The organism is Citrobacter sp. FP75, assembly GCF_018342065.1.
Lineage (GTDB): Bacteria > Pseudomonadota > Gammaproteobacteria > Enterobacterales > Enterobacteriaceae > Citrobacter.
Genome location: NZ_JAFDOE010000011.1, coordinates 45,011 through 58,886, shown reverse-complemented (window position 1 = coordinate 58,886; position 13,876 = coordinate 45,011). Strand labels below are relative to the sequence as shown.

General features: G+C 54.4%; 12 protein-coding genes and 4 tRNA genes. 12 read left to right on the top strand and 4 right to left on the bottom strand.

Annotated features, from left to right (window positions below):
- Nucleotides 1-7 precede the first annotated feature (7 nt).
- The 12 genes from rfbA to JQ822_RS22570 all read left to right on the top strand — a co-directional run bounded on the left by rfbA (nt 8) and on the right by JQ822_RS22570 (nt 9,300).
- Nucleotides 8-889 carry a glucose-1-phosphate thymidylyltransferase RfbA gene (gene rfbA, locus JQ822_RS22625; protein ID WP_213135357.1) on the top strand — a complete coding sequence of 294 codons (882 nt, stop codon included), beginning with the start codon at nt 8-10 and terminating at the stop codon, nt 887-889.
- Entirely contained in the window at nt 867-1,544 is a 678-nt protein-coding gene (rffC, locus tag JQ822_RS22620; RefSeq protein ID WP_213135356.1) for a dTDP-4-amino-4,6-dideoxy-D-galactose acyltransferase, read from the top strand. The genes rfbA and rffC overlap by 23 nt, the downstream gene beginning before the upstream one ends.
- Nucleotides 1,545-1,548: 4 nt before the next feature.
- Nucleotides 1,549-2,679, top strand: a complete 1,131-nt coding sequence (gene rffA / locus JQ822_RS22615; protein ID WP_213135355.1) for a dTDP-4-amino-4,6-dideoxygalactose transaminase — start codon at nt 1,549-1,551, stop codon at nt 2,677-2,679.
- A 1-nt stretch (nt 2,680) separates the two neighbouring features.
- A complete protein-coding gene (wzxE, locus tag JQ822_RS22610) occupies nt 2,681-3,931 on the top strand; it encodes a lipid III flippase WzxE (RefSeq protein ID WP_213135354.1) in 1,251 nt (416 codons plus the stop codon).
- Nucleotides 3,928-5,007 carry a TDP-N-acetylfucosamine:lipid II N-acetylfucosaminyltransferase gene (locus JQ822_RS22605; RefSeq protein WP_213135353.1) on the top strand — a complete coding sequence of 360 codons (1,080 nt, stop codon included), beginning with the start codon at nt 3,928-3,930 and terminating at the stop codon, nt 5,005-5,007. The genes wzxE and JQ822_RS22605 overlap by 4 nt, the downstream gene beginning before the upstream one ends.
- Nucleotides 5,004-6,356 carry an ECA oligosaccharide polymerase gene (gene wzyE / locus JQ822_RS22600; RefSeq protein WP_213135352.1) on the top strand — a complete coding sequence of 451 codons (1,353 nt, stop codon included), beginning with the start codon at nt 5,004-5,006 and terminating at the stop codon, nt 6,354-6,356. Before JQ822_RS22605 ends, wzyE begins: the two co-directional genes overlap by 4 nt.
- A gap of 2 nt (nt 6,357-6,358) precedes the next feature.
- Complete coding sequence (wecG, locus tag JQ822_RS22595; protein ID WP_213135351.1) at nt 6,359-7,099, top strand: lipopolysaccharide N-acetylmannosaminouronosyltransferase; 741 nt, start codon at nt 6,359-6,361, stop codon at nt 7,097-7,099.
- 279 nt (nt 7,100-7,378) lie between these two features.
- Nucleotides 7,379-8,764, top strand: a complete 1,386-nt coding sequence (thrP, locus tag JQ822_RS22590; protein ID WP_213135350.1) for a bifunctional threonine/serine APC transporter ThrP — start codon at nt 7,379-7,381, stop codon at nt 8,762-8,764.
- Between the two features lie 102 nt (nt 8,765-8,866).
- Nucleotides 8,867-8,943 (top strand) — tRNA-Arg (locus JQ822_RS22585).
- Nucleotides 8,944-8,999: 56 nt separating this feature from the next.
- Nucleotides 9,000-9,075, top strand: a tRNA-His gene (locus JQ822_RS22580).
- 20 nt (nt 9,076-9,095) lie between these two features.
- Nucleotides 9,096-9,182 (top strand) — tRNA-Leu (locus JQ822_RS22575).
- Between the two features lie 41 nt (nt 9,183-9,223).
- Nucleotides 9,224-9,300, top strand: a tRNA-Pro gene (locus JQ822_RS22570).
- 406 nt (nt 9,301-9,706) lie between these two features.
- Here the strand turns inward: JQ822_RS22570 and hemY are convergent.
- The 4 genes from hemY to hemC are packed head-to-tail and all read right to left on the bottom strand — an operon-like array spanning nt 9,707 to nt 13,814.
- Complete coding sequence (gene hemY / locus JQ822_RS22565; RefSeq protein ID WP_213135374.1) at nt 9,707-10,906, bottom strand: protoheme IX biogenesis protein HemY; 1,200 nt, start codon at nt 10,904-10,906, stop codon at nt 9,707-9,709.
- Between the two features lie 2 nt (nt 10,907-10,908).
- Nucleotides 10,909-12,114 carry a uroporphyrinogen-III C-methyltransferase gene (hemX, locus tag JQ822_RS22560; RefSeq protein ID WP_213135348.1) on the bottom strand — a complete coding sequence of 402 codons (1,206 nt, stop codon included), beginning with the start codon at nt 12,112-12,114 and terminating at the stop codon, nt 10,909-10,911.
- Between the two features lie 21 nt (nt 12,115-12,135).
- Nucleotides 12,136-12,876, bottom strand: a complete 741-nt coding sequence (gene hemD / locus JQ822_RS22555) for a uroporphyrinogen-III synthase (RefSeq protein WP_213135347.1) — start codon at nt 12,874-12,876, stop codon at nt 12,136-12,138.
- Nucleotides 12,873-13,814 (bottom strand): hydroxymethylbilane synthase, encoded by a 942-nt coding sequence (gene hemC, locus JQ822_RS22550; RefSeq protein ID WP_213135346.1) that lies wholly within the window; start codon nt 13,812-13,814, stop codon nt 12,873-12,875. Before hemC ends, hemD begins: the two co-directional genes overlap by 4 nt.
- Between the last annotated feature and the right edge of the window lie 62 nt (nt 13,815-13,876).

Sequence of the window (13,876 nt, the reverse complement as noted above, 5' to 3'; positions counted from 1 at the left end):
GGTACGCATGAAAGGTATCATTCTGGCGGGGGGCTCGGGGACTCGCCTGCACCCTATTACGCGTGGCGTATCGAAGCAGTTATTGCCGATTTACGATAAGCCGATGATCTACTACCCGCTATCGGTACTGATGCTGGCGGGTATCCGTGAAATCCTGATTATCACCACACCGGAAGATAAAGGTTATTTCCAGCGTTTGCTGGGAGATGGTTCTGAGTTCGGCATCGATTTACACTATGCCGAGCAACCCAGCCCGGATGGATTAGCGCAGGCGTTTATCATTGGTGAAACGTTCCTCAACGGTGAGTCTTCCTGTCTGGTTTTAGGCGATAACATTTTCTTTGGTCAGGGATTCAGTCCGAAACTGCGCCATGTCGCCGCCCGAACGGAAGGGGCGACGGTATTTGGCTATCAGGTTATGGATCCTGAGCGTTTTGGCGTGGTCGAGTTTGACGACAATTTCCGCGCTGTTTCGCTGGCAGAGAAGCCGAAAGAACCGAAGTCTAACTGGGCGGTGACGGGGCTCTATTTCTACGACAGCAAAGTGGTGGAATACGCCAAACGCGTGAAACCTTCTGAGCGTGGAGAGCTGGAGATTACCTCTATCAACCAGATGTACCTTGAAGCCGGCAACCTGACGGTGGAACTGCTCGGGCGTGGATTTGCCTGGCTGGATACCGGTACGCATGACAGTCTGATTGAAGCGAGCATGTTTGTGCAGACGGTGGAGAAACGTCAGGGCTTTAAAATAGCCTGTCTGGAAGAAATCGCCTGGCGTAACGGCTGGCTGGATGACGAAGGCGTGAAGCGTGCCGCCAGTTCTTTGGCCAAAACGGGTTATGGTCAATATTTGTTGGAGCTGCTCCGTGCTCGCCCGCGCCAGTATTGAGCCGCTTAGCTGGGAAAATACGTTCTTTGGCGTAAAGAGCGCTATTGTTCGTTTTGACCCGCATGCGCCGGTTCTGACTGTGGAGGCGTTGCAACCCTGGGAACGGGTGCAGGCAAAAATTCCTGCTGCGAATACCCAGGCATTAGACGCGCTGCAGCATCTGGATTTCTCTCTGGTTGAAGGAGAGGTGGATTTGGCGCTGCCGGTCACGGGCGCAGATGAGAATCCCGGCGCGCAGGTCGCACAAACTGCGGATATACCGGCGCTACGCCACCTGGCAGGACAGGCGTTCGCGCAAAGCCGTTTTCGTGCGCCGTGGTATGCGCCAGATGCCAGCGCGCGTTTCTACGCGCAGTGGATTGAAAATGCCGTATTGGGTACGTTTGACCATCAGTGTCTTGTTTTTCGCACGCAGGCAGGCGATATCCGTGGTTATGTCTCGCTGCGTGAACTGAATGATACCGACGCACGTATTGGCCTGCTGGCCGGTCGCGGTGCGGGCGCAGAACTGATGCAGGCCGCGCTTTGCTGGGCGCAGGCTCGCGGTAAAACAACATTGCGCGTGGCGACCCAGATGGGTAACACCGCCGCGCTTAAACGTTATATACAGAGCGGTGCCAATGTAGAAAGCACTGCGTACTGGTTATACAGGTGACAAAATGATTCCATTTAACGCACCGCCGGTGGTGGGCACTGAGCTTGATTATATGCAGTCTGCGATGAGCAGCGGCAAGCTATGCGGCGACGGCGGCTTTACCCGTCGTTGTCAGCAGTGGCTGGAGCAGCATTTTGGCAGCGCGAAAGTGCTGCTGACGCCGTCCTGTACCGCTTCGCTTGAGATGGCGGCACTGTTGCTGGACATCCAGTCAGGCGACGAAGTGATTATGCCAAGCTACACATTTGTCTCCACCGCCAACGCCTTCGTGCTGCGCGGGGCAAAAATCGTCTTTGTGGATATCCGCCCGGATACGATGAACATTGATGAAACGTTGATTGAAGCGGCAATAACCGACAAAACCCGTGCTATCGTGCCGGTACATTATGCGGGCGTTGCCTGCGAAATGGATACCATCATGGCGCTGGCGGCAAAGTACAACCTGTTTGTGGTGGAAGATGCCGCTCAGGGCGTCATGTCAACCTACAAAGGTCGGGCGCTGGGCACGATTGGTCATATTGGCTGCTTTAGCTTCCATGAAACGAAAAACTACACTGCGGGTGGTGAAGGCGGTGCGACGCTGATCAACGATAAAAAGTTAATTGAACGTGCAGAGATCATCCGCGAAAAAGGCACAAACCGCAGCCAGTTTTTCCGTGGTCAGGTAGATAAGTATACCTGGCGTGATATCGGCTCCAGCTATCTGATGTCCGATCTGCAGGCTGCCTATCTGTGGGCACAACTGGAAGCGGCAGATCGTATCAATCAGCAGCGTCTGGCGCTGTGGCAGAATTATTATGATGCGCTGGAGCCGCTGGCGCGCGCCGGGCGTATTGAGCTGCCTTCCATACCGGACGGATGCGTGCAGAACGCCCATATGTTTTACATCAAGCTGCGCGATATCGACGATCGTAGCGCGTTGATCGGCTTCCTGAAAGAAGCCGAAATCATGGCGGTGTTCCACTATATCCCGCTACACGATTGCCCGGCTGGCGATAAATTTGGCGAGTTTGTCGGTGACGATCGTTACACCACCAAAGAGAGTGAACGCCTGCTGCGTTTACCGCTGTTTTACAATCTGTCGCCGGTTAACCAGCGCACAGTGATTACGACCTTACTCAACTACTTCGCCTGATATGTCGCTTGCTAAAGCGTCCCTGTGGACTGCAGCCAGTACGCTGGTAAAAATTGGAGCGGGCTTGCTGGTAGTGAAGCTACTTGCTGTTTCATTTGGCCCGGCGGGCGTGGGGCAGGCGGGTAATTTCCGCCAGATGGTCACCGTGCTGGGCGTGCTGGCGGGGGCCGGAATTTTCAACGGCGTCACGAAGTACGTTGCACAGCATCATGACGATCCGGCGCGGTTACGCAACGTGGTCGGTACCTCGTCTGCGATGGTGCTGGGGTTCTCCACACTGATGGCCGCCATTTTTTTGCTGGCGGCAGCGCCGATCAGCCAGGGATTGTTTGGTCATACCCATTATCAGGGACTGGTGCGTCTGGTTGCGCTGGTACAGATGGGCATTGCCTGGGCGAACCTGCTGCTGGCGCTGATGAAAGGCTTTCGAGATGCCGCGGGGAATGCGCTGTCGCTGATTGTCGGTAGCTTGGTGGGCGTGGTGGCCTATTATGGCTGCTATCGTCTCGGAGGCTATGAAGGCGCGCTGCTGGGCCTAGCGCTGGTGCCTGCGCTGGTGGTGCTTCCCGCTGCAGCGATGTTGATTAAACGTGGGACTATCCCGCTGCATTACCTGAAACCCTGCTGGGATAACGGTCTGGCCGGGCAGTTAAGCAAATTCACGCTGATGGCGTTGATCACCTCCGTGACGCTGCCGGTGGCGTACGTGATGATGCGAAACCTGCTGGCTGCGCAGTACAGCTGGGATGAGGTTGGGATCTGGCAGGGGGTGAGCAGCATTTCCGATGCGTATCTACAATTTATCACTGCTTCATTCAGCGTTTACTTGCTGCCGACGCTGTCGCGTTTGACTGAAAAGCATGATATTTCGCGCGAGGTGGTGAAGTCGCTGAAGTTTGTGCTACCGGCGGTTGCCGCCGCGAGTTTTACCGTCTGGCTGCTGCGTGACTTTGCTATCTGGCTGCTGTTTTCCGCGAAATTTATCGCGATGCGAGATTTGTTCGCCTGGCAGCTGGTGGGCGATGTCCTGAAAGTGGGAGCCTACGTTTTTGGTTATCTGGTGATCGCGAAAGCGTCGCTGCGGTTTTATATTTTGGCTGAAATTAGCCAGTTCACGTTATTGACGGCATTTGCCCACTGGCTGATCCCCGCACACGGTGCTCTGGGAGCAGCACAGGCGTATATGGCAACGTATGTGGTCTATTTTTCTCTCTGTTGCGGCGTATTTTTACTCTGGCGTAGGCGGGCATGACAGTACTGATTCACGTTCTGGGATCGGATATCCCTCACCATAACCAAACCGTACTGCGGTTTTTCAACGATTCGTTGGCCGTGACGAGTGAGCACGCGCGCGTGTTTATGGTTGCCGGTCAGGATGCGGGATTCAGTGAGAGCTACCCGGCGTTATCGCTGAGTTTCTACGGCGGGAAAAAGGCGCTGGCAGAGGCGGTCATCAAGAAAGCAAAAGCAGATCGTCAACAGCGTTTCTTTTTCCACGGTCAGTTCAATACCAGCCTGTGGCTGGCGCTTCTGAGTGGGGGAATTAAGCCTGAGCAGTTTTACTGGCACATCTGGGGCGCTGATTTATATGAAGTCTCCAGTGGCCTGAAATTCCGCCTGTTTTACCCGCTTCGTCGGATGGCGCAAAACCGTGTGGGCGGCGTATTTGCCACTCGCGGGGATTTACGCTATTTCGCCGAACAACATCCGCGCGTACGCGGTGAGCTGCTCTATTTCCCGACGCGCATGGATCCGTCGCTCAATACGATGAGTAACGGGTGTGAACGCAGCGGGAAAATGACGGTTCTGGTGGGAAACTCCGGCGATCGCAGTAATGAACATATTGCCGCGCTGCGTGCCGTCCATCAGCAGTTCGGCGACACGGTGAATGTGATTGTGCCGATGGGTTACCCCGCCAATAACGCAGCGTATATAGATGAAGTTCGTCAGGCTGGCCTGGCTTTGTTTAGTGTGGAAAATCTGCAAATTCTCAGTGAAAAACTGGAGTTTGAGGCTTATCTGGCATTACTCCGGCAGTGCGATCTGGGCTACTTTATTTTTGCCCGTCAGCAGGGGATTGGAACCTTGTGTCTGTTGATTCAGGCTGGTATTCCGTGTGTACTCAACCGTGAAAATCCCTTCTGGCAGGATATGGTGGAACAGAATCTCCCGGTGTTATTTACCACTGATGAGCTCAATGAGGGCGTCGTACGCGAAGCGCAGCGTCAGCTGGCCTCAGTCGATAAAAGCAGTATTACCTTCTTTAGCCCGAATTACCTGCAACCATGGCATCACGCGCTGAAAATTGCTTCCGGAGAAACGCTATGAGCCTGATGCAATTCAGCGGTCTGTTGGTGGTGTGGCTGCTCTCCACGCTGTTTATCGCCACGTTGACCTGGTTTGAGTTCCGACGCGTGCGCTTTAACTTCAATGTGTTCTTCTCATTGCTGTTTTTATTGACGTTTTTCTTCGGTTTCCCGTTGACCAGCGTGCTGGTGTTCCGCTTTGACGTCGCGGTGGCACCGCCGGAAATTCTGCTGCAGGCGTTGCTTTCCGCCGCCTGTTTCTACGCCGTCTACTATGTGACCTATAAAACCCGCTTACGCAGGCGAGCGGCAGAAAAACTGCGTAAGCCGCTGTTTACTATCAATCGCGTTGAGGCTCATCTGACGTGGATATTATTGATGGCGATCGCATTGGTTAGTGTGGGCATATTCTTTATGCACAACGGCTTCCTGCTGTTCAGGCTGCAATCCTACAGCCAGATCTTCTCCAGCGAAGTCTCCGGTGTGGCACTGAAACGCTTCTTTTACTTTTTCATCCCGGCGATGCTGGTGGTCTACTTTCTGCGTCAGGACAGCAAAGCGTGGCTGTTCTTCCTGGTGAGCACCGTCGCGTTTGGCTTGCTGACCTATATGATTGTTGGCGGGACGCGCGCCAATATCATCATCGCCTTTGCCATCTTCCTGTTTATCGGCATTATTCGCGGCTGGATTTCGCTGTGGATGCTGGCGGCTGCGGGCGTGCTGGGCATTGTCGGGATGTTCTGGCTGGCGCTGAAGCGCTACGGCATGAACGTCAGCGGCAACGAAGCGTTTTATACTTTCCTGTACCTGACGCGCGACACCTTCTCGCCGTGGGAAAATCTGGCGCTGTTGCTGCAGAATTACCACAATATCGAGTTCCAGGGACTGGCCCCGATCGTCCGTGATTTCTACGTGTTTATCCCGTCCTGGCTGTGGCCTGGGCGACCGAGCATTGTACTCAACTCGGCGAACTACTTTACCTGGGAAGTGTTGAACAACCACTCGGGTCTGGCGATTTCACCTACGTTGATTGGTTCGCTGGTGGTGATGGGCGGGGCGTTGTTTATCCCGCTGGGCGCGATCGTGGTTGGGCTTATCATTAAATGGTTCGACTGGCTGTACGAGTTAGGAAACCGCGAGACAAATCGCTATAAGTCGGCGATTTTGCACAGTTTCTGTTTTGGCGCCATTTTCAATATGATCGTTTTAGCACGTGAAGGTCTGGATTCGTTTGTCTCGCGAGTGGTCTTTTTCCTCGTGATTTTTGGTGCCTGTCTGCTGGTGGCAAAACTGTTGTTCTGGCTGTTTGACAGCGCCGGACTTATCCATAAACGCATAAAATCGCTGCCCCGGACACAGGTTGAAGGATAGTAATGACTGATAACACTACTGCGCCGCTGTATTCACTGCGCGGGTTAAAACTGATTGGCTGGCGCGATATGCAGCATGCGCTGAATTACCTGTTCGCCGAAGGACACCTCAGGCAAGGGACGCTGGTGGCGATCAATGCCGAGAAAATGCTGACGGCGGAAGATAATCCAGAAGTTCGCGCGCTGATTGATGCCGCCGAATTTAAATATGCCGATGGGATTAGCGTGGTGCGCTCGGTGCGTAAAAAATTCCCGCAGGCGCAGGTTTCACGCGTGGCAGGTGCCGATCTTTGGGAAGCATTAATGGCGCGAGCCGGGCGGGAAGGCACGCCGGTCTTCCTGATTGGCGGCAAGCCAGATGTTCTGGCGCAAACAGAAGCAAAACTGCGTGCGCAGTGGAACGTTAATATTGTCGGCAGCCAGGACGGCTATTTTACGCCACAACAGCGTCAGGCATTGTTTGAGCGCATTCACGCCAGCGGTGCGCAGATTGTGACGGTGGCGATGGGCTCACCGAAACAAGAAATTTTTATGCGTGATTGTCGGCAGGTTCATCCCGATGCGCTGTATATGGGGGTGGGTGGCACCTACGACGTGTTTACCGGTCACGTAAAGCGTGCGCCTAAAGTCTGGCAAAAGCTCGGACTGGAGTGGCTGTACCGCCTGCTGTCGCAGCCGAGTCGCATTACCCGTCAACTTCGCTTATTGCGCTATCTGCGCTGGCACTACACCGGCAATCTCTGAACCCCTCTCGTTTCTGCTACGTAGCGCATTCTGCTGAGTGTGCTACTTATTCTCAACATAATCGCTGCTTTCTCATACAATCTATTCATTTTTTGAATGCTTTAATTGCCATTTAAGCGATTTTAGGAAACCATTCGCAACAATCATTACAGTGCCGTGGTGTTTTTGGTGCCAGCCGTACAGCGGTCGGCGCCGTATGGCCTGTTATGGCAAAAAAACGATGTACCCATAACGATAACCGGTCATACCGGAAAGCATGCAAACACAACAAGAGGATTTATGGCAGAAAGTAAACCTGAGCTACAGCGTGGGCTGGAGGCTCGTCATATCGAATTAATTGCCCTTGGTGGCACCATTGGCGTCGGATTGTTTATGGGGGCCGCCAGTACGCTGAAATGGGCGGGACCGTCGGTCCTGTTGGCGTATATTGTCGCCGGGCTGTTCGTCTTTTTCATTATGCGCTCCATGGGCGAGATGCTATTCCTCGAGCCGGTTGCCGGTTCGTTCGCGGTATATGCCCACCGTTACATAAGCCCCTTCTTCGGCTATCTCACCGCCTGGTCGTACTGGTTTATGTGGATGGCGGTGGGGATCTCGGAGATCACCGCCATTGGCGTCTACGTCCAGTTCTGGTTCCCGGAAATGGCGCAGTGGATACCCGCGTTGATTGCAGTTGGGTTAGTGGCGCTGGCAAATCTGGCGGCAGTTCGTCTGTACGGCGAAATTGAGTTCTGGTTTGCCATGATCAAAGTGACCACCATCATTGTGATGATCGTCATTGGGGTCGGCGTCATCTTCTTCGGCTTTGGTAATGGTGGTCAGGCGATTGGCTTTGGTAATCTGACCGAACACGGTGGCTTTTTTGCCGGCGGCTGGAAAGGCTTCCTGACCGCATTGTGTATCGTGGTAGCTTCATATCAGGGCGTGGAGCTGATCGGCATCACGGCGGGTGAAGCCAAAAACCCCCAGGTCACGTTGCGCAGTGCGGTAGGGAAAGTACTGTGGCGTATCCTGATTTTCTACGTCGGCGCGATTTTCGTTATTGTCACTATTTTCCCGTGGAATGAAATTGGCAGCAACGGCAGCCCGTTTGTTCTCACCTTTGCCAAAATTGGTATTACCGCAGCGGCAGGGATTATTAACTTTGTGGTCCTGACGGCGGCGCTATCTGGCTGTAACAGCGGGATGTATAGCTGCGGTCGTATGCTGTACGCACTGGCGAAGAATCGTCAGTTGCCCGCAGTTGTCGGAAAAGTCTCTCGTCATGGCGTGCCGGTTGCCGGCGTTGCGATTTCTATTGCCATCTTGCTGATAGGCTCGTGCCTGAACTACATCATTCCCAATCCGCAGCGGGTGTTCGTTTATGTCTATAGCGCCAGCGTGCTGCCGGGGATGGTGCCGTGGTTTGTGATCCTGATAAGCCAGCTGCGTTTTCGCAAGGCGCACAAAGAAGCGATTGCCAGTCATCCTTTCCGCTCTATTCTGTTCCCGTGGGCGAATTATTTGACGATGGCGTTCCTGATTTGCGTATTAATCGGTATGTACTTTAATGAAGATACCCGAATGTCGCTGTTTGTGGGGATGGGCTTCTTGCTGGCCGTGACGCTCATTTATAAGGTTTTTGGTCTGAACAGACATGGGATCAGCCAAAAATTGAAGGAATAAGCGACAAAACGCACAAACCATGACCAAACGATAATTTATTTTAAAAAAGCACTAGACAGCAGACCGAGACCTCCGTAATATCCAGCCCCGCAACGGCGCTAAGCGCCCGTAGCTCAGCTGGATAGAGCGCTGCCCTCCGGAGGCAGAGGTCTCAGGTTCGAATCCTGTCGGGCGCACCATTTAGTGAGGTGCCGGAGCTGCGGTGGTTTTAATACCGCGTAAAAGATTTGCAGTGGTGGCTATAGCTCAGTTGGTAGAGCCCTGGATTGTGATTCCAGTTGTCGTGGGTTCGAATCCCATTAGCCACCCCATTAATTTAAAGTTGTGAAATGCGAAGGTGGCGGAATTGGTAGACGCGCTAGCTTCAGGTGTTAGTGTTCTTACGGACGTGGGGGTTCAAGTCCCCCCCCTCGCACCACGACTTAAAGAATTGAACTAAAAATTCAAAAAGCAGTAAAACGGCGAGTAGCGCAGCTTGGTAGCGCAACTGGTTTGGGACCAGTGGGTCGGAGGTTCGAATCCTCTCTCGCCGACCAATTTTGAACCCCGCTTCGGCGGGGTTTTTTGTTTTTTGATTTCCCTCTCTCAGCCCTCATTCCCACGAATTGCCTGATGTCTTAAAAAGTCCGAATACCTGGTTTTTGCAGTGCAATCGTGGCATGCGTTGTGCAATAATATACGGGTAGATGCTCATTCCATCTCTTATGTTCGCCATCTGGCCTCATAAACTCAGGAATGACGCAGAGCCGTTTACGGTGCTTATCGTCCACTGACAGATGTCGCTTTAGCCTCATCAAACACCATGGACATAACGTTGAGTGAAGCACCCATTTATGTTGTCATACAGACCTGTTTAACGCCTGCTCCAAAAGAGCGGGCGTTTTTTTATTTATGCCTCATTGAAAATGCCCGGTAAGCGAAGCGTCACCGGGCAATGGGGAATTACTGCGGGGGATTGTTGTTCTGCAGTGTTAGCATCAGGCCATCACGACGCATCGTCGCGGCTTCTTCCGGCTGATGCAGTCTGTCCAGCGCGTCGGCAAGCCAGGCGTAGTCGTAGGCATCCGGGCGTTGTTTAAGCGCGGCACGGAAGGCGAGCGTGGCTTCCTGCCATTCACCGTGTTTCATCAATGACTGACCGAGCGTACTCCACAGCAATGGGCGATCGCCCACGGCTTTAATCTGCTGGCGCAGTACTTTTTCTATCTGCTCAGGATTGTTGGTTTTCAGACGCGGGATTGGCAGCACCAGACGGTCATCATACTGGCGCTTCAGGCCGTCGATGATGATTTGCTGTGCCGTATCATGATCGTCGCACTCAATCAGATGCTCAGCCATTGCTACCTGCAGGGCAACCTGATGACGGGTTTTACGATTCTGGTTTTTCCACCATGCGCGTAGCCCCTCGCTGCCCTGATCGGCGCGAACCTGATCCATCAGACCAACCCAGGCCTGCTGTTCCAGCATGGCGCGGTGTTCTTCATCGCCCACGCGCGCTTTCGCCATGGAAGGAATGATATCCAGTAAGGAACTCCACGCGCCGGTGCGAATGTAAGCCTGCTCAGCCAGACGCAGCACTTCCGGATGACGTGGCGTCACTTCCAGCAGTTTGTCTACGCTGTGGCGCGCGGCGTGATTTTCATTACGCGCCAACTGCAGGCGAACGCGGGCGATCTCTACCGGAATTGTATCGTTCCCCGCGAGCTCCGTTGCGCGTTCGAGGTGTTGGTTGGCACGCGCTTCGTCACCGCGCTGCTGAGCCGCTTCTGCCGCCAGCAGGTAATTCACCACCGGCTGTTCTGCGTGATCGGCATTCTTCGACATCAGTTTTTCAACCTGCTGATAGTCGCCTTCTGCCAGCTTGAGCAGTGCCTGTTCGGTTTGCTTACGTGCGCGACGACGCTTGCGACCGACAAACCACCCACGGGTATGTGCGCCAGTGCGTAAAATTCGGCGCAACAGCCATTCAATCGCAAACAGGACGACCATGGCGACGATCAGGATGATCACCAGACCCGTCACGCTGGTTTCGATGTTGTAGTTATCCGTCTGGATCAGTACGTAGCCCTGATGACCGGCGATCATCGGACCGATGACGATCCCGGCGATCAGCAGCACAAAGAGCAATAATACTTTTAGCATCATTATTCTCCCTGCGGCGCGGTTGCCGGCGTGTCAGCCTGAGGTGCAGGTGCAGGTGCAGGTGCAGGTGCAGGTGCAGGTGCAGCTTCGGCCGGAGAGGTTGTCGGCTGGGCCAGTAAATTACGCACGCGTGTCTGCATGAGTTTCTCGAGAATCGCCTGGCTTTGCAGCGTGTCCGGCACGTTCATGCTGATGCTTTGCTGGCTTAGCTGATCCACTTCGTCAAGAAATGCTTTAGTGGTTGCATCGTCGGTATCGTAGTAGGCGCGTACCCAGGTGGAGACATTTTCCAGCGCCTGGCGCCAGGTCTCTTCCTGATGACGCGGCACGGCCTGTGCGGCGACTAACAGACGGGAACGGATATTTTCGCGCAGGTAAACGTCCTGGTTCGGTGCCAGCAGCGGGACGGCTGTTTCATCGCGACGGCGAATGGTAATAAAGCTGTCCATAAAGTTCTGCCAGCTTTTTTGCAGATTGACGCGCCATTCGCTAATGGAGCTGGAAAGCTCGCTGCTGTCGGAATCCATTGGCGAATCATCGGTGTCGTTGTCGGCCAGACGCAGGTTATCAATCTGGTTAGAAAGCTGATTCACTTTCAGGATAATGCCGTCGTAGTCGACTTGTGAAACCGCAGACAGGCTGGCGATATCATCGGTGATAGCGCGACGGACGGTAATTAAACTGGGATCGTTCATATCCGCCAGGCTGGCGTCGGCGCTTTTCAGTAACGTCGCTGCGGTGGTAACGTCCTGATCGCTCCATAATTTGCGACCGGCCAGTTTCACCAGGAAATCAGCCTGTGCCAGCAGCCAGGTTTTTGCATCGCTGCCGGAGATGGTGGCGACTTTCTGTTGGACTTCATCAAGCTGTTTGACCAGCGCAGCCTGCTGGCGGCTGGCTTCATCCAGCTGCGTTGCCTGCTGTTTAATAATGCCTTCCAGCTCGCTCTTCTGGCTTTCCTGCGCTTTTTGCAGCGCGGTGAGCTGACTCGCCAGCGCATCGCTGGTTGCGGTCTGCGTTGTTGCCTGCTGTTTCCCCCAGCCATACAGACCCACGCCCGCCGCCAGAGCAATAGCAATCGCCACGGCACTCAGGATCAGTGCGGTGTTGTTGTGACTCTTTTTTTCTGCTTTGACTGGCTGTGGTGTGGTTTCCACGGCCTCCCTGGTCTCTTCAACCACGGCGGAGGATTTTTCTTGTTCCGTCATTATGGCATCCCATTATGAGAGTTATTGTAATGCGCGCAGTAGCGCATCGTTGTCGGCGTTATCAGCGACCTTAATATCTTGCCAGCCCAGTTCCCGGGCGAGGTGCGCCAGACGCTCACTGACGACCAGCAGCCGACAGCGTAGTAACCAGTGCTCGCGATACCACTGCGGAATAAGCGACCAGAGCTGTTGTAGCATTTCTCCGCTGGTGACAACCACCGTCGTCACGCCGCGCGAATGCCAGCGCATCGCTTCTTCTGCTCCATCGTAGTATTTTGCACTACGTTGATAACATTCACAAAAATCAACATCGGCTCCACGCGCCGTCAGGGTTTCACCTATCAACTCCCGACCGCCGTTGCCGCGTAAAATAAGCGCGCGTTTTCCCGCAATATTTTGTAATTCAGGTAATTGTAGCAAGACTTCGCTGATTTCCCGATCCAGCGGATAGTGAATATTGCATCCGCTAACGGTATGCAGCGCCAGCGCCGTTGTGCGGCCGATGGCAAAATAGCGCGGGAGAGAGGGCCAGTTAGCCCCTTGCTGCTGAAGCTCGGCATCGGCAAAGGTGACGGCGTGCTGCGAGAGGGCGAAGACCAGATCGTTTTCCGTGAGCGCCGAGAGTCGGGAGGCAAGCGTCGCCAGTTCCCGACCCGGCGAAAACTCGATCAGCGGAAAACTCCAGGCCACCTGCCCCAGTGTGCGCAGACGGCTCACTAACTCTTCCCCTGCGGGAGACGGGCGGGTGACCAGGATACTCATGCAGGCGCTTCTCCGTTGTAGACTTCAGCCAGAATGGCGCGCGCGCCGTTCTCTAACAGTTCTTCCGCCAGAGAAATGCCCATTTGCTCGGCATCCTGTGGTGCGCCGCGACGTTCTCCGCATACCATCTGCGATCCGTCTGGTGCGCCGACCAGCGCCCGCAGCCAAATCTCACCGTTAATGAGTTCAGCATAGCTGCCAATCGGTACCTGACATCCCCCTTCCAGCCGGGTGTTCATGGCGCGTTCAGCTTTGACGCGCAGGGCGGTTTCTTCATGGTTGAGCGGCGCCAACAGCGCCTGGGTACGTAGATCGTCAAGTCGACATTCTATGCCCACTGCGCCTTGCCCGACAGCGGGCAGAGAGACTTCCGGCGGCAGCGCGGTGCGGACTCGCGACTCAAGACCTAAGCGTTTTAACCCGGCGACCGCCAGAATAATGGCATCATAGTCGCCGTTATCCAGTTTGCCGAGACGCGTGCCTACGTTGCCGCGCAGCGAGCGGATGATGAGATCCGGGCGACGCTTCGCCAACTGGCACTGGCGACGCAGGCTGGAGGTCCCAACGATGCTGCCTGCCGGGAGTTCATCCAGCGAGTGGTATTTATTTGAGACAAAAGCATCGCGTGGATCTTCGCGTTCACAGATTGTGACCAGCCCAAGTCCTTCAGGGAACTCGACCGGCACATCCTTCATGGAATGCACGGCGATATCGGCGCGTTTTTCCAGCAGCGCGACTTCCAGCTCTTTAACAAACAAACCTTTCCCCCCGACCTTCGCCAGCGGGGTATCCAGGATCACATCGCCACGGGTCACCATAGGGACCAGTTCCACGATCAGACCGGGGTGGTTTGCCATCAAGGCGTCTTTGACATAATGTGCCTGCCAGAGCGCAAGGGGGCTTTGGCGTGTGGCAATTCTCAAAACATTGTCTAACATGCTTGTTACCGTCATTATCAATCATTGACCATCCTAACATCCTTATCAAAGGGATGTCAGCG